Annotated in this window: 22 protein-coding genes and 5 tRNA genes; 17 read left to right on the top strand and 10 right to left on the bottom strand. The window is 37.4% G+C overall.

The genetic code is table 11. The annotated features are described in order from the left end of the window. The first annotated feature begins 6 nt into the window (after positions 1–6). Both B6A32_RS14100 and B6A32_RS14095 read left to right on the top strand, forming a co-directional pair. Positions 7–969: an alpha/beta fold hydrolase gene (locus tag B6A32_RS14100; protein WP_085305167.1), complete on the top strand. Its 963-nt coding sequence runs from the start codon at positions 7–9 to the stop codon at positions 967–969. A gap of 100 nt (positions 970–1,069) precedes the next feature. Next, entirely contained in the window at positions 1,070–1,804 is a 735-nt protein-coding gene (locus B6A32_RS14095) for a substrate-binding periplasmic protein (RefSeq protein ID WP_158088496.1), read from the top strand. A 123-nt stretch (positions 1,805–1,927) separates the two neighbouring features. Here B6A32_RS14095 and B6A32_RS14090 read toward each other — a convergent pair whose 3' ends face one another. Then, complete coding sequence (locus tag B6A32_RS14090) at positions 1,928–2,227, bottom strand: DUF3718 domain-containing protein (RefSeq protein WP_158088495.1); 300 nt, start codon at positions 2,225–2,227, stop codon at positions 1,928–1,930. Between the two features lie 223 nt (positions 2,228–2,450). On the opposite strand from B6A32_RS14090, the gene B6A32_RS14085 reads away from it, so the two are divergent. After that, positions 2,451–2,933: a VOC family protein gene (locus tag B6A32_RS14085; RefSeq protein WP_085305160.1), complete on the top strand. Its 483-nt coding sequence runs from the start codon at positions 2,451–2,453 to the stop codon at positions 2,931–2,933. A 53-nt stretch (positions 2,934–2,986) separates the two neighbouring features. On the opposite strand, the gene B6A32_RS14080 is transcribed toward B6A32_RS14085, so the two are convergent. After that, positions 2,987–3,544 carry a DUF4136 domain-containing protein gene (locus B6A32_RS14080; RefSeq protein ID WP_085305158.1) on the bottom strand — a complete coding sequence of 186 codons (558 nt, stop codon included), beginning with the start codon at positions 3,542–3,544 and terminating at the stop codon, positions 2,987–2,989. A gap of 464 nt (positions 3,545–4,008) precedes the next feature. On the opposite strand from B6A32_RS14080, the gene B6A32_RS14075 reads away from it, so the two are divergent. Further along, on the top strand, positions 4,009–5,733 hold the full coding sequence (locus tag B6A32_RS14075) for an acetolactate synthase 3 large subunit (RefSeq protein ID WP_085305156.1): 1,725 nt from the start codon (positions 4,009–4,011) through the stop codon (positions 5,731–5,733). Next, positions 5,733–6,236: an acetolactate synthase small subunit gene (gene ilvN, locus B6A32_RS14070; protein WP_085305154.1), complete on the top strand. Its 504-nt coding sequence runs from the start codon at positions 5,733–5,735 to the stop codon at positions 6,234–6,236. Before B6A32_RS14075 ends, ilvN begins: the two co-directional genes overlap by 1 nt. Positions 6,237–6,384: 148 nt before the next feature. Here ilvN and B6A32_RS14065 read toward each other — a convergent pair whose 3' ends face one another. Genes B6A32_RS14065 through rlmKL form a run of 4 tightly spaced genes read right to left on the bottom strand, consistent with a single transcriptional unit; the run spans position 6,385 to position 12,458 of the window. After that, entirely contained in the window at positions 6,385–8,157 is a 1,773-nt protein-coding gene (locus tag B6A32_RS14065) for a DUF3466 family protein (RefSeq protein WP_085305284.1), read from the bottom strand. A gap of 25 nt (positions 8,158–8,182) precedes the next feature. Beyond that, the gene (gene uup, locus B6A32_RS14060) at positions 8,183–10,093 is read right to left on the bottom strand and encodes an ATP-binding cassette ATPase Uup (protein ID WP_085305152.1); all 1,911 of its coding nucleotides are present in this window, start codon (positions 10,091–10,093) and stop codon (positions 8,183–8,185) included. 3 nt (positions 10,094–10,096) lie between these two features. Further along, positions 10,097–10,327: a glutaredoxin family protein gene (locus B6A32_RS14055; RefSeq protein WP_085305150.1), complete on the bottom strand. Its 231-nt coding sequence runs from the start codon at positions 10,325–10,327 to the stop codon at positions 10,097–10,099. Between the two features lies 1 nt (position 10,328). Next, positions 10,329–12,458: a bifunctional 23S rRNA (guanine(2069)-N(7))-methyltransferase RlmK/23S rRNA (guanine(2445)-N(2))-methyltransferase RlmL gene (rlmKL, locus tag B6A32_RS14050; protein WP_085305148.1), complete on the bottom strand. Its 2,130-nt coding sequence runs from the start codon at positions 12,456–12,458 to the stop codon at positions 10,329–10,331. A 449-nt stretch (positions 12,459–12,907) separates the two neighbouring features. Here rlmKL and B6A32_RS14045 point away from each other — a divergent pair. From B6A32_RS14045 to B6A32_RS14000, 11 genes are all read left to right on the top strand, one after another. Beyond that, positions 12,908–12,984 (top strand) — tRNA-Met (locus tag B6A32_RS14045). A 207-nt stretch (positions 12,985–13,191) separates the two neighbouring features. Continuing rightward, positions 13,192–13,268, top strand: a tRNA-Met gene (locus B6A32_RS14040). A gap of 35 nt (positions 13,269–13,303) precedes the next feature. After that, positions 13,304–13,380 (top strand) — tRNA-Met (locus B6A32_RS14035). A 183-nt stretch (positions 13,381–13,563) separates the two neighbouring features. Beyond that, positions 13,564–13,640 (top strand) — tRNA-Met (locus tag B6A32_RS14030). A gap of 56 nt (positions 13,641–13,696) precedes the next feature. After that, positions 13,697–13,788, top strand: a tRNA-OTHER gene (locus B6A32_RS19290). A gap of 292 nt (positions 13,789–14,080) precedes the next feature. Further along, positions 14,081–14,572 carry a cyclic pyranopterin monophosphate synthase MoaC gene (gene moaC, locus B6A32_RS14025; RefSeq protein ID WP_085305146.1) on the top strand — a complete coding sequence of 164 codons (492 nt, stop codon included), beginning with the start codon at positions 14,081–14,083 and terminating at the stop codon, positions 14,570–14,572. Positions 14,573–14,582: 10 nt separating this feature from the next. Further along, positions 14,583–14,831 (top strand): molybdopterin converting factor subunit 1, encoded by a 249-nt coding sequence (gene moaD, locus B6A32_RS14020; RefSeq protein ID WP_085305144.1) that lies wholly within the window; start codon positions 14,583–14,585, stop codon positions 14,829–14,831. 1 nt (position 14,832) lies between these two features. Beyond that, positions 14,833–15,291 (top strand): molybdopterin synthase catalytic subunit MoaE, encoded by a 459-nt coding sequence (moaE, locus tag B6A32_RS14015; RefSeq protein WP_085305142.1) that lies wholly within the window; start codon positions 14,833–14,835, stop codon positions 15,289–15,291. A gap of 38 nt (positions 15,292–15,329) precedes the next feature. After that, entirely contained in the window at positions 15,330–15,536 is a 207-nt protein-coding gene (locus B6A32_RS14010) for a DUF1653 domain-containing protein (RefSeq protein ID WP_085305140.1), read from the top strand. A 175-nt stretch (positions 15,537–15,711) separates the two neighbouring features. Beyond that, positions 15,712–16,167 carry a DUF6265 family protein gene (locus tag B6A32_RS14005; RefSeq protein ID WP_085305138.1) on the top strand — a complete coding sequence of 152 codons (456 nt, stop codon included), beginning with the start codon at positions 15,712–15,714 and terminating at the stop codon, positions 16,165–16,167. 180 nt (positions 16,168–16,347) lie between these two features. Beyond that, on the top strand, positions 16,348–17,280 hold the full coding sequence (locus B6A32_RS14000; protein WP_085305136.1) for a tetratricopeptide repeat protein: 933 nt from the start codon (positions 16,348–16,350) through the stop codon (positions 17,278–17,280). On the opposite strand, the gene B6A32_RS13995 is transcribed toward B6A32_RS14000, so the two are convergent. Beyond that, positions 17,277–18,245, bottom strand: coding sequence for an NAD(P)H-quinone oxidoreductase (locus B6A32_RS13995; protein WP_233131427.1), 969 nt, complete (start codon positions 18,243–18,245; stop codon positions 17,277–17,279). The genes B6A32_RS14000 and B6A32_RS13995 overlap by 4 nt on opposite strands. Positions 18,246–18,335: 90 nt before the next feature. Further along, a complete protein-coding gene (locus tag B6A32_RS13990) occupies positions 18,336–18,605 on the bottom strand; it encodes an acylphosphatase (protein WP_085305132.1) in 270 nt (89 codons plus the stop codon). A 168-nt stretch (positions 18,606–18,773) separates the two neighbouring features. Here B6A32_RS13990 and B6A32_RS13985 point away from each other — a divergent pair, with 168 nt between their 5' ends. After that, positions 18,774–19,964, top strand: a complete 1,191-nt coding sequence (locus B6A32_RS13985) for a class I SAM-dependent methyltransferase (RefSeq protein ID WP_085305130.1) — start codon at positions 18,774–18,776, stop codon at positions 19,962–19,964. Positions 19,965–20,029: 65 nt separating this feature from the next. Here B6A32_RS13985 and B6A32_RS13980 read toward each other — a convergent pair whose 3' ends face one another. Continuing rightward, entirely contained in the window at positions 20,030–20,329 is a 300-nt protein-coding gene (locus B6A32_RS13980) for a PilZ domain-containing protein (protein WP_085305128.1), read from the bottom strand. A 78-nt stretch (positions 20,330–20,407) separates the two neighbouring features. Next, a complete protein-coding gene (gene hrpA / locus B6A32_RS13975; RefSeq protein WP_085305126.1) occupies positions 20,408–24,367 on the bottom strand; it encodes an ATP-dependent RNA helicase HrpA in 3,960 nt (1,319 codons plus the stop codon). Between the last annotated feature and the right edge of the window lie 100 nt (positions 24,368–24,467).

Below are 24,467 nucleotides of genomic sequence, written 5' to 3'. Positions count from 1 at the left end.
ATTAAAATGTCTCAATGTTCATCTTCTAATGTAAATACCCATATGAATAATAACAGTGCTAATGCCAACATACTCTCGCTGGATAATTTAAAGCAATGGCAACAAAAATCTAAAAGCGGCAATACAATCAACGGCTACTATCGCGCTGGTGCTAAAAACGCTAAACGCATTCACTTTTTGCATGGTACTGGGTTTTCTGCCATGACCTTAGCGGCAATGGCATCTCAATTACCTGCTGATTGGTCGTTATGGTTAACTGATGTGCCGGGACACGGTAACTCTACACAGCCTTCAACCCGCATGCCTGATTGGCAAAAAATGGCTAATAGTGTTGCAGATGCTATATATCAGCAGGCAAATGTTAAAGAAAATGGTCCATTGATCGGTGTTGGGCACTCCATGGGCGGTGTTCTAACCTTATTTGCTGCAGTTAAATACCCTGATTTATTTAGCGAAGTTATTTTACTTGATCCTGTTTTATTCCAAAATGAAATGATAATCGCTCAGCAACTTATGCGCTTTACCGGTGCTTGGAAACGAAGTGCTTTAGTAAAGTCAGTGGCAAATCGTACCCATATATGGCCAAACTTAGTGGCGATGAACGAGAATATTGCCAGCAAGCCTTTTTATAAAAAATGGCATCCTCAAGTTATTAGCGATTACTGTAAATATTCTTCAACCGCTGGCATAGATAATACAGTTCAGCTAAGTTGTAAGCCTAGCTGGGAAGCTTCTATTTTTGGTTCCTATCCAAGGGGGCTTTGGCGGGCAATCTATAAAGTGAATATACCGGTAGACATATTAATCGCTAATAATAGTTATTTTTTTATACCTAAAGCGGTAAAAAGAGCAGCAAAACTCAATAAAAATATTCAATGGCAAACCTTTGGTAACAACCATTGTTTTCCCATGGAAGAGCCAATTGAAACAGCCAAGAAGCTTACTGATGTTATTAGCGCTAGAAATTGATATCATACACCTAGCTGAACGATAGTTGCTCTTTAAAGGATCTATACAATTATAGTTATTTCATGTTGTAGAATATAAATATTATTTGTTGAGAATCCTGTTGTTAAAATTTATCCCTAGCCTATTAACCTTGTTTTTTATATCGAGTATTCAAGCTAAAGAACTAACCTTAGAGGTGGTAAGTGAACATTGGCCACCTTTTATTATTCAAAACTTTGATAATAAAAATGAAACTTCAGCGCAAAAAATTTCAGGTATAGTAACCGAAAAAATCCACCATATTTTAAGCACATCTGAAATTAATTACACGATTAAAACTTACCCTTGGGCTCGAAGTTATTATTTAGCATTGAACAAGCCTAACGTACTTATTTATTCCATCTATAAAACTGAACAACGAACGCCCTTTTTCGAATGGTTCTGCCCTGTTCATCAAAAAACACCGATAAATATTTATAAACTAAAAAGCAACAAAAGTGATATTTCTTCGCTATCAACGCTAGGTAACAGTATTATCGGTGTGCTAAGAAGTGATAACAGCCATAGCTATATGTTAAAACATGACTTTCTCGAAGGCGAAAATTTGATAGTTTCTTCTAGCGAAGAAAATAACATTAGAAATTTGCTTAATCAAAGAATTGACGCGGTAATTCAGTCTAAAGAGAGTTTAATTTATCGATTACAAAATACTGGCTTTACTATCGATGATTTTGAAGCGGGCTTTGAATTACACCAAAACAATAACACAGCACATTGTATGGCCTTGAGTAAAAGCTCGTCGCCTGAAATGATTGCTGCCGTAAAACACGCTTTTACTTTATGGTTAAATAAATAATACCAATTTAACTGTTCGACTTTTCATGAACATTCTCTGGCTAATTACTAGCGCTAGAAGATTAAAATATCGCAGCAGTTCAGCCCTTACTGGCTTACTATTTTACGCGTGCTTTATGGTATATCACCTTTTAGTACGTGCTATTGCAGCCTCTGTTAAGGGGGCTGATAATCCAGATAAATTCTCTATTTCTTTTTCGACAACACTTCTAGGTAACTTCTTTATCAAAAGTTCACCGACTTCAATGGCATTATTTTTCGCAGCAAAGACTAAAATATTGCTCTTATCACAGCTAACATCTTTAAATACAGCTCTTAACTTTAATCGCTTTGATTTGAGTAACTTCCTTAATCTTCCTTTGTCATCAACAGCGATATATTCACAAATATTTTGTGCGAGATTAACAGCATAACTTTTCGGCACAAAAAGACTTATATTTATCAGTAGTATAAAAATAAACAGTTGGCAAAATAGCTTCATAGATACACGCTTAATTAAGAATTCATGATTTAATAAGCTTAGCCTGAATTCTCAAAAAAGTTTGCCAAACGAATTTATTATAGATTTATTCATTTAGCATGAATGCCTTTTCGCCCCTTACCGGTCAATACACATAAGCAATCAACCTTAATTTAACGAGAAATTTATGTTCCTTCGCATACCTTTAATCAATATATTATTTTTTTCATTATTGTCATTTACAATTAACGCAAACAACTATGATGACAAGGTAATGACTTCAGGATTGAATCATTTGGGCTTAACGGTTAAAGACTTAACTGCATCAAAAGATTTCTTTATTGACACCTTAGGGTGGAAGGTAGCAGGTGGGTATCCTGATTACCCATCAGTTTTTGTTACCGATGGCAAAATTTTTGTCACTTTATGGCAAACTAAAAATAAAGATAAGGTTGTCTCCTTTGATAGAGCAAATAATGTTGGCTTACATCATTTGGCTCTCACAGTTAATAGCGAAAATACCCTCAATGAATTACATCAACGTTTTCTATTATTACCCAATATCGTTATTGAGTTCCCACCTGAACTCAATGGCGATGGTCCAACAATACATATGATTATCCGTGAACCTAGTGGTAATCGTATTGAATTTGCTTATACTCCAAAATAAAAAAAAGCGCAGCTAAGCTGCGCTTTCTAAATTATATTATGGTTAACATTGCGTTAGAACTGAGCTACAACTTGTTCAACAACCATTTTTATAGCTTTGCTCGGGTTATCTTGCTCTGAGGCTTTAATGCGTTTTACAGCCCAACCATGCCATACCGGCTGATGACTTTTAACATCGTAAACATCTATGGCTAGCTTGCCTTCAGTATAGTTACGCACATGCGTATCAGAACCAATGCCTATACCACCATAATAACGGTGACCCCATAAGAAACTGGTGCGATACATCATAGGTAAAGCATCAACTTTTACTTTATCTCTACTGCCCATAGTGTATGAAATAGTAAAGTCGGCTGTCTCTGCATCATTGACTAATGTATAACCTTTCGCAATAAAGGCTTGTTCAATTGCATTATCAATTCTAACTTTCATCACGGGGTTTGCATCAATAGACTCAGCTAAAACCTTGTTTTCATCTAACCATGCAAATGTTTTATAATGCGATGTTGATATCTCACTATTACGGTCAAAATTAACTCTAGCGTTTTGTGTTGATGCACAACCAGCAATGACTAAAAGTGTTAACACTATGATTAGTTTATTTTTTAACATAAATCCTTCCTATCAACTTCCGGTACTTAACTTACCGTACAGGTTATCATAAATACTAAGTTAAGCCGCTTAAAAATTTAATACCATTTATTTATAAAACTTTTTGCTAGTTATATGACCGCTGACATAAGTAATTTATGACAATATTTTTTATATATTTTAATTTAGCTATAACAAAGGTTAAAAATTTATATGTATATTTAGTAATTTACCATTGACACTTTTCGTTAAAAACTTTAAAACTATAAGCCTTACTTTTAAACAATATTTTATATTTATGAATTTCGTTAACACACTGACTTCTCTTCTCGTGCTCGTCTTGGTCTTAAGATCCAAGCGTGGTTGATATTGTGTGTGAAAAATAAAGTAAACAGATTACAACAATAAACCCTCGCTCTGAAAAGAACGGGGGTTTTTTTATTGCTATTTATACTCATTAAACTTAATTATTAAAGGGATTACATATGACAAAAGAGCTATTTTCAGGGGCTGAACTGGTAGTAAAAGCCCTGTCAGCACTTAAGGTTAAATATCTATTCGGATACCCCGGCGGTACGGTATTAGACATTTATGATGCGCTGTTTAGACAAAATGACGTTGAACATATTCTAGTGCGTCATGAACAAGCTGCAACACATATGGCAGATGGTTTTGCTCGGTCAACGGGTGAAGTAGGCGTTGTACTGGCTACATCGGGGCCTGGCGCTACTAACTGTATAACCGGTATAGCAACTGCATATATGGACTCAATTCCTATGGTAGTGCTATCTGGGCAAGTACCTACAGGTTTAATTGGAGACGACGCCTTTCAGGAAACAGATATTGTTGGTTGTTCGCGCCCAATCGTAAAACATAGTTTTAATTGTCGTAATGTTGTTGATATTCCTAATACGATCGCGAAAGCTTTTTATATCGCTAGTACTGGACGACCTGGCCCTGTAGTTATCGAGCTACCAAAAGATATTTTAATGCCTCAGTATACCGCTGAATATGTATTTAACGCTGACGTTAAAATGCGCTCTTATAATCCAACCGTTACTGGGCATCATCGGCAAATCAAAAAAGCGGTACAAGCAATAACAAAAGCAAAAAAACTTGTTGTTTATTCTGGCGGTGGCGTAATTATCGCTAACGCAGCCGAATTGTTAACTGAACTTGTAGAGAAACTAAATGCCCCTGTTACTAATACCTTAATGGGATTAGGCGGAGTATCAGGTACACATGATAATTTTATCGGCATGCTAGGTATGCATGGCAGCTTAGAGGCAAATAAAGCCATGGCAAATGCTGATGTAATATTAGCTTTAGGCGCAAGGTTTGACGACAGAGTTACAAACAATGTTAAAAAGTTTTGTCCTGACGCGACTATAGTTCATGTTGATATTGATCCCACCTCGATCTCTAAAACCATTAATGCCCATATTCCGGTAGTTGGTTTAGTCGATATTGTTATTAAACAATTACTTGTTGAACTTGAAGATAAACAATTTACTGTTAACAAAGCAGAAAACCAATTATGGTGGCAGCAAATCGAGCAATGGCGCGCGGTTAACAGCGTAAGTTATGATCAAACAGGCGATAAAATTAAACCTCAGCGTGTTATTGAATCAATGTATAAAGCGACAAACGGAGAAGCTTATGTCTGCTCTGACGTGGGACAACACCAAATGTTTGCTGCCCAGTACTACCCTTTTGCTAAGCCTCGCCAATGGATTAATTCTGGTGGCCTAGGCACTATGGGCTTTGGTTTGCCCGCTGCTATGGGCGTTAAGCTAGCTTTTCCAGGCAGCCATGTAATTTGTATTACGGGCGACGGTTCAATTCAAATGAACATACAAGAGCTATCAACTTGTCTGCAATATAACTTACCCGTTGTTATTATCTCACTAAACAATCGCTCTTTAGGCATGGTACGCCAATGGCAAGACATGGTATACGGCGGACGACACTCTTCTTCATACATGGAATCTTTGCCTGATTTTGTCAAACTTGCTGAATCTTACGGTCATGTTGGCATGCAAATAAATAACCTTGAAGAGTTAGATGAGAAAATTAAACAAGCTTTCGCGATAAAAAACCGTTTAGTTTTTGTTGATGTACTCGTAGATGAAAGTGAGCATGTATATCCGATGCAAATTCGCACCGGTGCTATTGATGAAATGTGGATTAAAAAAGGAGTTAAAGCATAATGCGCAGAATATTAGCCATTTTACTAGAAAACGAGGCAGGCTCACTTTCTCGCATTGTTGGATTATTTTCACAAAGAGCCTTTAATATTGAAAGCCTAACAGTTGCACCAACTGAAGACGACACCTTATCTCGTATAACCATTGTTACTAAAGGTAATGATAAAATACTCGAACAAATTGTTAAGCAAGTCAATAAACTCATCGACGTGATTAAAATTACTGACTTGACCGAACGCAGTCATGTGGAGCGCGAATTACTCTTAATTAAAGTGTTAGCGATGAATGAAAAGTCGCGCAGCGAAGTAATGCGAATTACTGATATTTTTAGAGGCTCGGTTATAGATATAGGTAAACAAGTTTATACCATTCAATTAACCGGCAACGCCGATAAAATCAATGCTTTTATTACTACTCTAGCTAACGAAACCGAAATAATTGAGTCAGTTAGATCGGGATGTGTGGGTATTGCTCGCGGCGAAAAAGCGCTAAGGATCAAACAATAAAACCTTGAGCACAACCAATAAATAATACCAAGTTGGTTAATTAGGCACTCTATTTTTTGTCTACAGCAAACAGTAAAAAGCCAGCTAAATGCTGGCTTTTTTTCAAACTAAATTAAAAATAAATTAAAGCTAAATGCGTTAAACAGTTTTACTTTATTATTTTAGAAAATCTACGGCGTAAACCAACAAGTGCGAGTAAGAAAATACTGCTTAAACCTAAGCCTGCACCTTGTCGCTCAACTTTCTCTTCAACCGCACTACAGTCTTCAACTTCACCTGCTATTGGCTCTAGAGTTACAGCACGAACAACATCTTCAAATAATTGTTCACCTTTGTCATCAAGCATTAAAACACCTTTTGAATCTCGACGAGGTACTCTAATTAATGCCGTGGCTGAAATTTCATCATCATCATTAATAGCACGTGCTTCAATAATAGTGTAATCAGTTTCACAGGTTAAAAAATCATTTAAGTCGGTAAAGGTTTTGCTGATAGTATCGTAGATAAAGCCATGTGTTCTTCTTGATGTACCGTTACTATCATTATGAGTTTCAATTTCACCTTCACCAACAATTTTACCACTTGCGTTAATAGAGCGAGCGGTACTCGAACTACCTGTAAAAAAGTCTGTAGGTAGAATCATTTCCATTGATTCAGGGTTAGTATCTACATGATAAAATTTAGTACGTAAGTTACCATTTACAAAAGTAGATACATGCCCTACTGCTATGCCTGCATCGTTAATATCGTAGGCACGCGAATCAAAATATTTACCGTGATCTTCAGTAAAATCAGTAACTATGCCATTTTTATAAACAACCGCATATAAGCTTCTAGCTTCATTAGCGCTTGGGCTTGTCTCATCTTCATCAACCCAACCATGTGCATAACCAACCGCTACACCTTGGTTATTTATCGCTTGAGCATAATTAACATATTCACGATCATCATCAACATGCGGAGTAACTAATTGCCCTAATACCTCAGAGCTTATAATACCTTGCTCGTCAATCGTCCATTTGATCGCTTCTGTATTATAAACTTGTTGAATAACTTGTTGAACACAAGCTTTAAAAGGTAAGTCATCAAGTACATCAGGATCAGCACAACCACCGGTTTCATCAGCAAAAAAATCTAGGGCATTTTGATCAATACTCGTACTAGCGTAACCAACAGCAAAATGATTTTCACTGATATCTAAAATAGCAGACTCTCCGCCAAAGCGCTGTTCTTCAGGTAAGTCGGTTTCACTCGGCGGAATAATTTCAATAATACTCGCTCCGCCATCTGAAGAGAAAAAGCCACGAGTGGTAAATTCACGCAACCAATGTGTTACTTCCTCATCATCACTTTTAGTAAAATCTAGCGGTAAATAAGGTGCAGATGCATTGCCATATACCCAACCCTCATTGGTTATACCACTGATATATTCTTTTGTTGAGCGGGTATAAATATCGGTGCCTTCAAACTTTTCATCAAAAACATTGAATAACTCTGTATCACCATTAAAATTAGTCATGGCATAAATATCGCCGACTTGTTGATAAAGAGAGTCGTCTGCTCTTGATTGCAAAAACCTTATCACCCAAGACAGATCATTAGCCGTTGGGTTACCTGCTCGAAGTGCGGTTTCATCTTCAATATCTTCTAAGTCATGAACACTTTCGTGACTATTGTCAGCTAAGAGTACAATGAAGTCATAGTCATCTTCGTCTAAGTACTGAAACTGAACGGGGAAATTATAAATATCGGTGCCTGATATCGCAGCTTCACCATTATTATTCTCTTGTTGTGAATAAGTGTATTTTAATGAAGAAACATCACCTTTATCGATGACTTGGTATGTTGCTGCATTAACGGCGGATAGTCCTAATGCACTAGTAATACCTAATGCTAAAATTGATTTTACAAATTTGTTCATGTAACTACTAAACTCACTTTCGTTATTAATCATCTAATTCTTGCCATCTAGCGAAGGCAACTTCGAGTTTGGACTCACTAATAGCCAACTCGTTCAATATTTTATTACTTTGCTCTTGGCTTTGACTAAAGAAATCTGCTTGATTCACCTTTGCTTGTAATTCTGTAATCAAATTTTCAAGCGTATCAATTTGCCCAGGCAATTCTTCTAACTCTCTTTTTTCTTTAAAAGATTGTTTCTTCTTCGCTGGAACTGCTGGTTTTTGCTCAGTCTTCACCGGCTTTTCATTAGCCTTTGCTTTAATAACTGGCTTTGCCATTGCTTGGCGCTGTTGATCTTTATGTTCGAGATAACTATCAACATCATCATAACCACCCACTATTTGTGAAATATGGCCTGTGCCATCAAAATATAAACAACTACTAACACAATTGTTCACAAAGTCACGGTCATGGCTGACTAAAATAACGGTTCCTGCGTAATTTGCAACGACTTCTTCTAATAACTCTAATGTTTCTATGTCCAAATCGTTGGTTGGCTCATCGAGAATCAGTAAGTTACTTGGACGTAAAAATAACCGAGCGAGTAATAAACGGTTTTTCTCACCACCCGATAATGCGCGTACAGGTGTGCGGGCACGCTTGGGACTGAATAGAAAATCTTGTAGATAGCCCAATACATGGCGTGGTTTTCCATTCACCATGACTTCTTGTTTACCTTCACCTACAATTTCTTGCACTGTTTTCTTTAAATCTAATGCATCGCGATGTTGATCAAAATAAGCAACTTCTAAATTAACACCTGAGCGCATTTTTCCGCTGGTTGCTTCAAGGTTACCCATGATCATTTTAATCAAAGTCGACTTACCAGTACCATTAGCACCAATAAAAGCAATGCGATCGTTGCGGGTAATCAATAAATCTAAGTTTTTAATGATAACTTTGTCATCAAAAGCAATACTAATATCTTCGGCTTCAAAAACGAGTTTGCCAGAGCGATCACCTTGAGTAATGTTCATGGTGCTTTGATTACGCACATCTCGGCGAGCTTGACGTTCGTTTCTAAGTTTTTCAAGCGCTCTAACTCTGCCTTCATTTCGGGTGCGTCGTGCTTTAACGCCTTGTCTTATCCAAGCTTCTTCTTCCGCTAGTTTTTTATCAAACAATGAGTTTTGTTGTGCTTCAACTTGCAAGTCATGGGCTTTTTGCTCAATGTATAGATCGTAATTGCCCGGGTAACTTTTCAAAATACCTCGGTCAAGATCGATAATACGGGTAGATACACCACGAATGAACGCCCTGTCATGACTAATAAACAGTATGGTGCCTGCAAAATCTTTTAAGAAAGTTTCTAACCATAAAACACTTTTAATATCTAAATGGTTGGTAGGCTCGTCTAGTAACAAAATATCAGGGGCCGTTACTAGTGCTTTTGCCAAGGCTAACTTACGTAACCAACCACCAGAAAGATCGCAAATTTTATCATCTGGCTTTAATGCCAGTGTTGTCATCACTTGTTCGATGCGCTGTTCGTCTTGCCATGCGTTTGCCACTTCAAGTTGCTCTTGAATTTTTGACATTTTGGTAAGGTTTATTTCAGATGGATCTTCAGTAACCTCATGAATAATGGCATGGTAGCGTTTAATTAAGTCTGCGTTTTCTTTCACACCCTGTGCAATATAATCAAACACACTAATATCTGAAGACTCTGGTGGATCTTGCTCCAACATTGCCACTTGCATCGTGCTCGATTTAAGGACCTGACCATCGTCTAAAATTTGAAAACCCATTAATACTTTCATTAATGTTGATTTTCCAGCGCCATTTCTACCAACCAAACAAATTCTTTCGCCTGTTTGTATACTTAAGTCCGCTTTATCTAGGACTTTGTCTTCACCAAAGGCTAATTCACCTTGGGAAATACGAATTAATTCCATAAACTACAATAACTCCAAAATTTGTTTCTGTTCAAATGGCCAAAATAATTTTTCTTGATCTGATAATCGCTCGAGTACAGGAATACTGATACGGTATAACTCAAGTAACTTCTCATCATCAAGAATGTCTACCACACTAATATCAGCTGCAGGCATTACAGCCAAACATAAGGCTAAAGCGTCTTCACATAAGTGACAGCCTTCGCTGCCATAAAGTTTAAATTTTACTGACATCTTAATTAACCTTGCGGGTGATCAACCAACTATTATGGATATGTTTGTTACGCTGAAAATCTTTATCGCGCGTTTTATCACTCAACTCTTGCACGTTTAAGCCTAATGCGGCTACCGCGTCAAAATCCATTTTAAAGTTGCGTTTATTATTGGTAAATATTAACTCGCCGCCATCAGCTAGTGAGGCTATGCCATCAGTTATTAAGTTAATGTGATCACGTTGCACGTCAAAACTTTCGCCCATTCGCTTTGAATTAGAAAAAGTTGGCGGGTCAATAAACACTACATCAAATTTTTGTTCGTTCTTTTTCAGCCATTGTAAGCAGTCTGCTTGCACAAAGTCGTATTTATGGCCACTGAGGTTATTCAAAACAAAATTGTCTTGCGCCCAACTTAAATAAGTATTCGACATATCAACCGTTGTTACACTGCTAGCACCATGTAAGGCAGCTTGTAATGAAACCGAGCCAGTATAAGCAAATAAGTTAAGCAATGATTTGCCTGCTGATTTTTTAGCAACAATTTGACGGGTTTTACGGTGATCTAAAAATAGCCCGGTATCTAGGTAATCCCAAAGGTTAACTTTTAATTTAGCACCATATTCGTGCACCACCATAGATTTTTTAGTTTGCTCAACACGCTGGTATTGATCTTTACCTTTTTGCTTTGCTCGAGTTTTAATAATAACTTTATCAGTAGCAACGCCGAGTACTTTAGGCGCAAAATAAACCACCTCTTGTAATCGTTTGGCTACTTTTTCAGGCTCAATAATAGCCGGAGCAGTGTATTCATGTATAACGAGATGATCGCCATAAACATCAACGGCAACATTATACTCGGGAATATCAGCATCGTATAAACGGTAACATTCAATATTTTCCTGTTTAAGCCAATTCTTTAAATTCTTTTTGTTTTTCAGCAAACGATTACCAAAATCTGATTTTTTTTGTTCAAATTCTGCATTAACATTGCTGCTAGACACTTGTTTATCATCGAGATTATAAAGTGCAAATTGACAGTCTAACGGGCCGTTCTTAAACTTATAACGTTTTAACGTCACCATTTTCATCATGGCTAGCAATTCAACATTTGCGGTTAAAACGGCTATACGCCAATTAACAAATTGTGCTTTAAATGTTTGGCCTAATAAAGCAAAGCTTTCTACAAGCTCAGGCAGATCACCTATTCGCTCACCATAAGGTGGATTAAATAAAATCGTTCCTTTGGGCCCAAAAGCATTTTTCATGTCGTTGGCATTTTTACACGAAAATTCGATAAAACGTTGCACGCCAGCATTTTTAGCATTTTGTTGCGCGGTTTTTAATACTCGGCTAACAAGGTCAATACCAAAAACTTTCGTTTTAAGCTGTGTTAGCCCAATATGTGATTGTTCAATGGCGGCAGACTTAGCCGCTTTCCATGCCTCTGGCTGGTGCCCTAACCAAGAATCAAAGCCCCATTGTGTTCTATCTATACCTGGCGCATAACCTGCGGCCATTAATACAGCTTCAATTACGATAGTACCTGAGCCACACATAGGATCTACTAAAGGCTTAGTGGTATCTTCTAACCAACCGGAACGCGTGATAATTGCAGCCGCTAAATGTTCTTTCAACGGTGCAGCGCCAGAATGCTCACGATAGCCACGCTTAAACAAGCTACGTCCTGAAAAATCTAAATAAATAGCGACTTTTTGTTTTAATAAGCGTGCTTGAAAACTTACTTGCGGTGATGACTTATCTACAGAAGGACGTTCTTCATTTAAATCGCGAAAATGATCGACAACGGCATCTTTAACGGTTAAAGCGCCAAATTGGCTGTTTCTGATTTCATCACTGGTACCGACAAAATCAATGGCAAAGGTACTATCAACAGAGAATTGTTCAGACCAATTTATCGATTTAGCAACGCCATAAAGCTCATCTTTATTTGTTGCATCACCTTCAGCCAACTTTAAAAGGATTCGAGTTGATAAGCGAGAATGTAAGCAAACATGGTAAGCATGTTCGATAGTAGAATTAAAATAAACGCCTTCGGGCTTCTGAACAACTTGTTCGGCTTTTAAATCTTTAAGTTCTTGCGCCAGTAATATTTCGATACCGGGTGAAGTTAATGCTAAAAATTGCTGCATAGAGGTTTTCCAATCTAATTTATGCCGCGATTATAAACAAAGACACGTTCTACTTATAGGCATTTTACAAATTAGCAGTAACTATCTAAGAACTTATGCCTGTTTTATTTAAATTTCAGTTAAATTTATGCCAATTGGATGAATTCCGACTCATTAAAGTGCAAAAAAACAGCAAGTAAAAAATAAATCAGATTAATAGCTAAAATAAACTTAAAACAGGTTGCAAATCAGATGATGTATCCTTATTATACGCCTCGCTTTCAGGTAGCAAGCAATTGCAGCTAAAAAGTATTCTTTAAGTTAGAATCAAAATAAACTAATCGGACGCGGGATGGAGCAGTCTAAAAGTTCAACCTCGTCGGGCTACTTTTTATAACTAGCCGAAGGTCGTAGCTTCAAATCCTACTTCCAAAAATTCTTAAGTTTAGAATCAAAACAAACTAATCGGACGCGGGATGGAGCAGTCTGGTAGCTCGTCGGGCTCATAACCCGAAGGTCGTTGGTTCAAATCCAGCTCCCGCAACCAATTCTTTTAGAATGAATTGAAACTTCTAAGGCTTCCTACTTTTTTGTAGGTCATTCGGACGCGGGATGGAGCAGCCTAAAAGTTCAACCTCGTCGGGCTGCTTTTTATAACTAGCCGAAGGTCGTAGATTAAAATCCTACTTCTACAACCAATTCTTAAGTTTGAATTAAAACAACTTGGCTTGTCTATTAAATTAGACCATTCGGACGCGGGATGGAGCAGCCTGGTAGCTCGTCGGGCTCATAACCCGAAGGTCGTAGGTTCAAATCCTGCTCCCGCAACCAATTCTTAAGTTTAGAATCAAAACAAACTAATCGGACGCGGGATGGAGCAGTCTGGTAGCTCGTCGGGCTCATAACCCGAAGGTCGTTGGTTCAAATCCAGCTCCCGCAACCAATTCTTAAGTTTGAATTAAAACAACTTGGCTTGTCTATTAAATTAGACCATTCGGACGCGGGATGGAGCAGCCTAAAAGTTCAACCTCGTCGGGCTGCTTTTTATAACTAGCCGAAGGTCGTAGATTCAAATCCTACTTCCACAACCAATTCTTAAGTTTAGAATTAAAACAAACTAATCGGACGCGGGATGGAGCAGTCTGGTAGCTCGTCGGGCTCATAACCCGAAGGTCGTTGGTTCAAATCCAGCTCCCGCAACCAATTCTTAAGTTTGAATTAAAACAACTTGGCTTGTCTATTAATTTAGACCATTCGGACGCGGGATGGAGCAGCCTAAAAGTTCAACCTCGTCGGGCTGCTTATTATAACTAGCCGAAGGTCGTAGGTTCAAATCCTGCTCCCGCAACCAACTTTCTTATCAGTAAATTCTATCTAATTCCTCATTATATATTTCTGTAATTATATACTTCAAGGTATTAATTTTGATTACCCCCTCTTCATTATCAGTCAAACTTGTATAATCTCATTAAAATACTCCCAAACTTAATTTTACAAATTTCGCAACATTACTTTCAAATAAAGAATTCAACCTAATACTGCATTTAAATCCTTAAATACTCTCTAAGTACGCGTGAAGATAATGTAATATATGTGGTGTGTTTTCAAAGAAATGAATAACCAACTATAAAGAGATTATTTTGATGAATAACGAATTTACTCATATTAATGCTGATGGCGATGCCCACATGGTAGACGTTACCGAAAAAAAAGTGACTGAGCGCACTGCAATTGCTCAAGCTTATATTGAAATGTCAGCGCAAACTTTAGCTATGATTGTTGAAGGTAAACACCACAAAGGTGATGTTTTTGCTACCGCACGAATCGCAGGTATCATGGCGGCTAAAAAAACCAGTGAGCTTATTCCACTTTGTCATCCGTTAATGCTAACAAAAATTGAAGTAGATATAGTTGCAGAGCCTAACCATAATCGCGTTAGAATCACCGCATTGTGTAAACTTTCCGGTAAAACAGGCGTAGAGATGGAAGCATTAACTGCAGCATCAACAGCAGCACTCACCATTTATGATATGTGCAAAGCCGTCCAAAAAGATATGATAATTAGCAATATTCATTTATGTGAAAAGCAAGGTGGAAAATCAGGCAGTTACTTTCACAACACTGAAACTATTTAAAGGCATAACCATGATTAACGTTCTATTTTTTGCGCGCCTGCGCGAACAATTATCAACTGACAGTATAGAAATTTCTCCCATCGAAAATATGACCACAGATCATATTCGACAACAACTTGCTGAGAAAAATGAAACATGGGCTAAGTTAATGCAAGCAGACAGTTTACTCGTTGCGGTTAATCAGCAAATTACAGACTGGTCACATAGCGTAGTATCAGGTGATGAAGTCGCTTTTTTTCCTCCTGTTACCGGTGGCTAAGATGATTTTCGTACAACATAACGACTTTAGCGTCGCTGATGAATATCAAAAACTTTGTACAGACAACCAAGATGGTGCCATTGTAACTTTTATCGGCAAAGTGCGAGATTTCAATGAAGGCCTTGGCGTTCATGGGCTTTCACTAGAGCATTACCCTGGTATGACTGAAAAGGTATTAAGCAACTTAGAAGCTCAAGCGCGCGAGCATTGGCCATTAAATAAGGTCACGATTATTCACCGAGTGGGCGACTTAACACTTGGAGAGCAAATTGTTTTTATTGGCGTAACTAGCCCGCATCGCAAAGCAGCCTTCGCAGCTTGTGAATTTTTGATCGACTTTTTAAAAACAAAAGCACCATTTTGGAAAAAAGAACTGACTACACAAGGTGCTAAATGGTTAGACGCTAAAGCAAGTGATGACGAATCGTCAGAGCAATGGTCAGAAAAGCTCACTAAATAATCAACATTTAAACTAAAACTAAAACTAACGAGATATTCATGTTAAAAACCGGACGTTATCAACATTTCAAAGGTAATTTTTACCAAGTACTGCATATAGCAACTCACAGTGAAACAGAAGAATCTATGGTTGTTTATCAGCCTGAGTACGGTGAACGTGGTATTTGGGTTAGACCTCTTGCTATGTTTGATGAAACCATTGAAAGAGATGGAAAAACTATCAAGCGTTTCGCCTATGTTGGTTAAGTTAAACTGGCTAAAAGGGAGTCGATTTTCATTCCCTTTATTCAACGATTAACTCCCTATTTTAAGTGTACATACCTCTATTTGTTGCTACTTTTCATATTTACAATGCAGCAAAAATTAAACTGGCATTTTTTTAGTGCATAATACCTTAACTTTTTAAAGTCGAGGATATGCCATGACTAAGTTTACTCTAGCTACACTACTGCTCATTAGCGTTCAAGCTAATGCCAATAACTGTCGTTCACTTAAGGATTTTGATTGGTTACAAGGCAAGTGGCAAACACAAAAAGACCAAACGTTAACTACAGAAACTTGGCATAAATTAAGTGAAAACACTTTTGAAGGCGCAGGAACAACACCAAATAGCACTGAAAGCTTAAGGTTACTAGCAATGTCAGGCGAAATTTTTTATCTTGCAAAAGTTGCACATAACCCTAGCCCTATTGCCTTTAAGTTGGTCCAATGCAAAGATAAATCCTATATCTTTGAAAACAAGTTACATGACTTTCCAAACAAAATTGAATATCGAAAAATCAGCAAAACCGCTCTACAAATACTCGTTAGTGGTAAAGACGAGAAGTCATTCTCAATTCAGTTACATCGTCAAGCCAATGAGAATGGCTCAAAGTAGTGTTAATTATTTATTTATGAAAAATGTAGTCAAAAAATAGCATTAGTTTTCAACAGTTGATATTGATTACGAAGGTGTTAGCATTGTTTATTTCATCATCTAAAAATAAAAGTTATAGAGCGAGTTGATGGTTCTCCCATTAAGTAGCATTATGCTAATCAAGGTTTATAAGGACATGAAATGGTTAAAGCAAGTGCGAATAAAAGTAATGATTATCAGCCGATAAAAACACTCAAGCTGTCAACTTTATTACAATCATTGAAACAGCGAGCAGTATTAAGAAAGTCATTTATAATCCCGGTATTACTATTTTTAGCCTATTATAGCTACCATTCCATTTATAAAAGTAATCAAGAAAAACAACAAACCTTTGAAATCATCGCCTCGCCAAAAGTTAATGATATTTATTTTTTAGATTTTCGCCTTTTAAGTCATGATCTCAGACCGAATGAAAAGTACCGCCTTGCCAAAGTAGTTGATATAACCGGTGATATTATTACCTTAACCTATGGCGGTTTTTACTATCCAAATCAACACGCAGTCATTAATAGCCTTTACTATGGTCAATTAACCTATAAAAATTATTTCGAAGCGAAACGCTATGATTTTAAACACCAACAGATTCTACAAAAACTAGATGACGGTGTTATATATCAAGCCATGCGCCCAATACGCGATAAGCTTTTCGGACAACGTATTAGTCCTGAGCCAAGAAAAATACGCAGCAGCATATACATACAAGGGCGCAGAGAAAACTTAACCGGTGAGGCTTTTCTTAAGGAAAAATTCAGTGAAACTAACTTGCAACAAGCATTTGAGTTATTTACTCAATCAGCAAATTACGACTTTGCTGATGGGCAGGTAAATTTAGCAGAAATGTATATTAACGGGCAATTCGTTGAAAAAGATTTAGGCAAGGCACTATATTGGCTAAATCAAGCATCATTACAAAGCCATAAACCTGCTATTTTAAAATATGAAATAATCTGTAAACAAGTTGCCAGTTGCCAAATATATGACTTTTTCCAAAATTTAGTCGCAGCAGGAGTTGATGTAAAAGTTCGAAAATTAGAAACTAAGGTTATGACTGATAACCTTAGTCAAAAGCGCTAATCTACGGTTAAAACTAGTTTACCGATATTAGCATTACTCAGCATAGTATGGTGAGCGATGTCGACTTCTTGCCAGTTAAAGTTTTTGTAAATAACGGGGTTTAGCGAGCCTGATTCAAAGCAATGATAAAAATTTTCAGTAAAGTCTTTTATTAATTGGCTTTTATATTTATCACTTCTACTGCGTAAAGTCGTCGCATGCATGTTTACGCGTTTTAATAACATTTTTGCCACATCTACACTTTCAGCATACCTTCCACCTAGCATCGAAAGCATAACAATATGGCCATCTAATGCACATACATTAATGTTTTTATTAACATATTCGCCTGCAACAACATCTAAAATAACATCATAACTTCGGCCAGCTTTTTTCGACCATTCAACGAAGTCTGTTTCTTGATAATTTATCACTTCATCTGCACCTAATGCCTTGCAAGCTAAGCATTTTTCTTCACTACCAACAGTAACGGTAACATGGCAATTAATATATTTGGCGAGTTGAATCGCTGCTGTTCCTACTCCACTTGCGCCAGCATGGATTAATACGTTAGTTTTTGGTTGTAAGTTAGCAATAGTAAATAAACACTGGTAGGCCGTTAAGAACACTTCTGCGATTGAAGCGCCATCCACATAATTTAAATTGTGAGGTAACTTTATTAAATGCTCTGTTTTTACTTTAACGTATTGTGCGTAAGCGCCGCCAGGCACTATAGCCAAAACCTTATCACCTTGTTGCCAATTTTGAGCTGATTTACCCAAGGCAAAAAGCTCACCACAAGCCTCAATACCTAATATTGAAGATTCACCTGGCGGTGCGGGGTAATTACCTTGCCTTTGCAAAATATCCGCGCGATTAACACCAATAGCGCTAACTTTAATTAGGCATTCATCGTCATTTATTGTTGGTATTTCAGTTTCTTCAAAGCTTAATTCTTGCTCTTTATTAAATGCTATATAACGCAATATCTTTCCTATTTCTTAATTAACTAATTGACTAGTCATGAAGTTGCTTTTTTAAAGACGTTAATCGGTATTAATACTAACAGTCTACCCTTAATTAACCGAAAAAAAATGATGTTCTTGCCAGGGTACTTTTTGCACTTCAACATTGCTAACTTCTGCCTCTGCCGGCCCATGCTCAAGCCACTTAATCATTTTTTTAATATTTAGCTCTTCACCACACATTAACACTTCAACATCACCATTGGTTAAATTACGTGCATAGCCACTCACACCATACTCTATAGCAACTTGTTGACTAGAGACCCGAAAGTATATCCCTTGTACTTTTCCACTCACATGCGCCATATAACTTACCTTCATATTATTAGTCCTTAAACAAACTGATTGTTGTTGTTATTTTGATTTTCCATTCCTTTGATATTTATAAAATATCAAAGGAATTAAAAATAGTTAACATAGGGCATTGCACCTATGTGCTGCATTGACTAAACTCGCGCCATTATTATCGTTAATTATAAGTATAGGCATATGTCAGCAAGAATTTATTTAAAAGTTGCTCGTGAGAAATCATTACGCCGGAAACATCCTTGGATTTTTTCGCAAGCAATCAACAAAATTAAAGGTAACCCTTTACTTGGTGATACGGTCGATATCTTTGATAACAAAGGGAATTGGCTTGCAAAAGGCGCATATTCTCCCGAATCTCAAATAAGAATTCGTGTCTGGAGCTTTAATATTGACGAAGAAATTGATAGTAATTTTTTTCGTAATAAATTGTTAAGCGCTCAAAAAAGACGCGATTGGTTTATAGAAAGTGGTGGCTTAACAGGCTATCGACTTATAGCAGGTGAATCTGACGGATTGCCTGGTGTTACCATTGATAAGTACGACAACTTTATTGTTTGCCAACTACTGAGCGCCGGTGCAGACTTTCATCGTTACACGTTAGTAGAGTGTCTTAAAGAACTTTACCCAGGCTGTTATATTTATGAACGCTCAGATGTAGATGTTCGTAAGAAAGAAGGCTTAGAGCCCGTAACAGGTTGGTTAACAGAGCCGCAAGACTCTACCGAATGTATTATTGAAGAACATGGAATAAAAATTCATGTTGATGTTGCTCAAGGTCACAAAACAGGCTTTTATTTAGATCAGCGCGATTCTAGAGTTGCCGCCGGTAAGTATGCTAAAGGTAATAGCGTATTAAACTGTTTCTCTTATACTGGCACTTTTGCCCTGCACTGCGCAGCAGCTGGTGCTAAAGAAGTTATCAATGTTGACGTTTCAGAATCAGCATTAGATCTTGCAAAGAAAAATGCAGAGCTTAATAAACTAGAAAATAAGAACATTTCATTCATAAAAGCTGATGTTTTTAAATTATTGCGCCAATACCGTGAAGAAAAACGCACCTTTGATATGATTATTCTTGATCCGCCGAAGTTTGTTGAATCGAAAGCTCAACTAACGGGTGCTTGTCGAGGCTATAAAGATATAAACATGTTAGCAATGCAGTTACTCAAGCCCAATGGAACATTATTAACTTTCTCTTGCTCTGGTTTAATGGAATCGAGTTTGTTTCAAAAAGTTGTGGCGGATGCAGCACTAGATGCGAAAAGAAATGTTTATTTTGTTTATAGATTACACCAAGCGGCTGATCACCCAGTGTCGTCAAACTACCCAGAAGGTTACTACCTTAAAGGCCTTGTTTGCCAAGTGGAATAACGTAAAAATATTGTTGTAGCTAGTGTCTTATCTAGCTACAACTCAACGTTGTTATTTATAAATATTTAATCAATTTCTGTAATATTAACGCCGATTAAATAACAATTCGCACTTTCTTCAGTAACCCTTACCACTTTGCCTTTGGCATCTAATGGTTGCACTGCATTACTAGCAGACTGAACACTAATGCGCACCGCTGTATTCATCTCTAATGGGTGCTCCATTTCAATGGCGATTCCCGTTGCACTTAGGTCACGACAAGTGGCTAATACTTTACTATTAGCTTCATCATCTATAATGGTTACTGTTACTTCACTGTTTAGCATCATGCGATAAAAGTTGCGCTTATCATCGTAATTAACCATTACTACTCCAATGTATTTTATAGGTTGTATTATTTATACTAATCGTAACCATTACTGTCAAATCATTGTGTATTGAATTTAAGCATTTTCTTTTAAGTAATTTAACACCCGTTTTGCTGAAATGGGAAAAGGTGTTTTTAAATTTTGGGCAAAAAGCGAAACACGTAACTCCTCAATCATCCAATAACCTTGCTGTAATGCTTTGTTTAAAGGCTGTCCTTTAGGTTGTTGAGCAACAATACTGTCTAGTGCCTTTTGCACTTTTTCAACTTCTAACATTTTAAGTCGATCTTGATTAGGGTCAATTTGTAATTTTTCTAAACGGCGCAACATGGCTGTTAAATATCGTGCAATATCATCTAAACGCTGATATCCCGCTTTTGTAATAAAGCCTTTAAACACTATGCTTTCTAGTTGATTTTTAATATCCCCTTGCGATTGCACTACGTTTAACGACATTTTACCTTTCATTTTTTTTCTTACATCATGCGCTAAACTTAGCACCCGTTCTACTTTTATAGCCGCGCTTAATACACAGTCGGCTATTTCGGCACGAACATGCTCTTTGCAAGCGCTAAATTCAGTTTCAACTCTGGGTAACTCACCGTAATCGTTTACTAAAAATTGACAGCCAGCCACGATGCAGTCATCTAATAGCTCATTTATCGAACCAAAAGGGTTAAAATATAAACCTAATTTAGCTTTATTAGGCAGTTTTTCCTGCAGGTATTTTAAAGGCGAAGGTATGTTCAACAGAATAAGTCGGCTAACGCCGTCAAGCATGGCTTGTTCAGCTAAGCTTTCATGCTCAAAAAGCTCAATAGCAACTGATTTATTTTTATCTACCAAAGCAGGGAAAGCTTTGATGGTAATATTAGCGACTTTCTTTTCGTAACTTTTTGGTAAGTTTTTAAAGTCCCATTGAGCGATATCGTTGCGCTCAATCCCCTTATCGGCAACTTTTTTAATCGACGCCTGCACTTTACCTTGTAAGCCATCTTTTAATAAATCTAAGTTACGCCCTTGGTTTATTAACTTACCGTTTTCATTCACAACTTTAAAATTCATTAATAAATGAGGGACTAGTTCAGAGCCTTGCCAAGCATCTTCAGGCAATCGAACCCCGGTCATTCTTAATAATTGTTTTTCTAACGCAGCGGTTAGTGTAATACCTGAGTTTGTTATTGCAGCTAAACACGCCTCAGCATAGTTTGGAGCAGGTACAAAGTTGCGTCTTAATGCCTTAGGTAAGCTTCTAATAAGTGCTGTAATTAATTCCAGGCGCAAGGCTGGAATTAACCAATCAAATCCTGTGTTTTCTACTTGGTTCAATATGCCAACGGGAATAATCACACTGATACCATCATCAACGTCACCGGGGCTAAAGTGGTAACTTAACGGTAATGTTAAACTTCCTTGTTGCCATGTTTCAGGGTATTCGTTTGCGGATAATTTAACCGCACTTTCTTTTAATAAAAACGCTTTAGTAAAGTTTAGAAGTTTCGCATTAGATTGTTTTTGCTTTTTCCACCAAGCTAAAAAGCTGCGTTGACAAATGGCGGTTTCAGGAAGTTTTTCATCATAAAAATCAACTAACTGCTGCTCTTCAATTAAGAAGTCTTTACGACGAGCTTTTTGCTCTAGTAATTCAACTTCGTTAACGAGTTTTCTATTCTCTTTTAAGAACGATTCTTTGAGTGTGCTATCGCCATTAACGAGTGCTTCGCGAATAAAAATTTCTCGACAAGTTGTAGGCTCAATTCGATTGAAATTAATACTGCGCTTAGCGACAATAATTAAACCGTATAAGCTAACTTGTTCGAAGGCCATAACCGCGCCCTGCTTTTTCTCCCAATGCGGTTCACTGTAGTTACGTTTAACTATATGTGGCGCTAAGGGCTCAAGCCATAATGGGTCTATTTTAGCGGCCATACGCGCAAATAAACGGCTTGTTTCAACTAACTCTGCCGCCATTAACCATTTGGGAGATTTTTTAGCCAGTGCTGAGCCTGGAAAAATAAAGAACTTGCTACCACGAGCACCCTTGTACTCTCGATTTTCATCTTGTTGGCCGATATGGCTAAGCAAACCCGATAATATTGCTTGATGCACAATATCAACATTAGCATTGCTGTTATTCTTTTCAGCTTCTTCAGATAGGTCTAATTCGATACGACTCATCGGAATTTTTAATTCACGCAACGAATGCGTTAATTGGCTGTAAATATCTTGCCACTCTCGAATACGGACATACGATAGAAATTCTTTCTGGCACATTCGGCGAAATTGGTTATTTGTCAGTAGTTTTTGTTGCTGTTGGGCATAGTCCCATAACTTTAATAAGCTAATAAAATCAGACTGCTTATTTTTAAAACGGCCATGCTTTTCATCTGCTGCTTGTTGTTTTTCATGAGGTCGTTCACGCGGATCTTGAATACTTAACGCACTAACAATAATAAATATTTGCTCGATACAACCTAAGTCTGCCGCAGTTAAAATCATTTTAGCTAAACGCGGATCAATCGGGAATTTAGACAACGACCGACCCATTGGCGTTAATTTAACGCGTGCTGAGTTCGCATTAATTGCCGCTAATTCTTCTAATAACTTAACACCGTCATTAATATTACGATTGTCTGGTGCTTGTACAAACGGGAAGTCGGTAATCTCACCAAGATCTAAAGCCAGCATTTGTAATATAACCGTGGCTAAATTAGTACGCAGTATTTCAGGGTCGGTAAACTCGGGACGGTTTAAAAAGTCGTCTTCAGCGTATAAACGAATACATACACCTGAAGAAACACGACCACAACGCCCTGCCCGTTGATTAGCACTGGCTTGGGATATAGCTTCTATTGGCAAGCGTTGTACTTTCGTGCGGTAACTATATCGAGATATTCTGGCCGTACCTGGGTCAATAACATATTTAATGCCCGGTACCGTTAAACTCGTTTCTGCCACGTTGGTCGCTAAAACTATGTTTCGACCACTATGGGGTTTAAATATTAAGTTTTGCTCAGCAACGGTTAAACGAGAATATAGCGGTAGAATATTGGTATGGCGCAAATTAGCTTTTTCTAATGCCCGCGCAGTGTCTCGAATTTCACGTTCACCATTGAGAAATACTAAGATATCACCGTCACTTTCACCTGCTCTACTTTCTGAGCTTAGCTCTTCAACAGCATTTAAAATACCGCTAGTAACATCGGCGTCACTGTCAGAGTCTTCATTTAATTCATTCAACGGACGATAGCGCATTTCTACTGGAAATGTTCTGCCAGAGACTTCAATAATTGGTGCAGGAGCACCATTAGCGCTAGCAAAATGATGTGCAAATTTTTCTGGGTCTATAGTAGCCGAGGTTATAATTACTTTTAGATCTGGACGTTTAGGCAATATTTGGCGTAAATAACCGAGAATAAAATCGATATTTAAACTACGCTCATGCGCTTCATCAATAATTAATGTGTCGTATTGGCGTAGCAAACGGTCTTTTTGCATTTCAGCCAGTAAAATACCGTCAGTCATTAATTTGATATAACTTTGCTCACCCACTTGGTCATTAAAACGCACTTTATACCCTACGGCATCACCTAACTTGGTATTAAGCTCATCGGAAATACGGTTTGCTACGGTTCTTGCTGCAATGCGTCGTGGTTGGGTATGACCTATTATGCCGTCAATTCCACGCCCCAGTTGTAAACATATTTTAGGGATCTGAGTTGTTTTACCTGAGCCAGTTTCACCGGCAATTATCACGACTTGATTTTCTGTAATAGCTTTAGCGATTACATCTACATTTTGTGAAACAGGTAAGCCTTCTGGATAACTTATTTTCGGTAAGTGTGTTAAACGAAGTTTCTTATTAGCTATTGATTGCTCAATTGTTTTAGCTATTTGTTGTAACGCTTTTTCTTGCTTATTTTGATCAGATATTTTTTTTATACCTAATAAGCGGTTCCTAATTCGCGCTTTGTCAGATAATTTAACTTGTTCTAGCAGATCAAAAAGTGACTTTAAGGTAATATTTTTATTCATTTTTTTAGTAGCAGTAGACGTTACGGGAATGGCTGTAGACAAAAGAAGCTCAATACAGATAATAAAAAGCTATATTAACAGTTACTAACTACCTTGAGAA

Origin of the sequence: Colwellia polaris, assembly GCF_002104515.1 — a bacterium.
Taxonomy (GTDB): Bacteria; Pseudomonadota; Gammaproteobacteria; order Enterobacterales; family Alteromonadaceae; genus Cognaticolwellia; species Cognaticolwellia polaris.
Note: the sequence above shows the minus strand (reverse complement) of the source record. Positions and strands in the feature narration are given on the sequence as shown.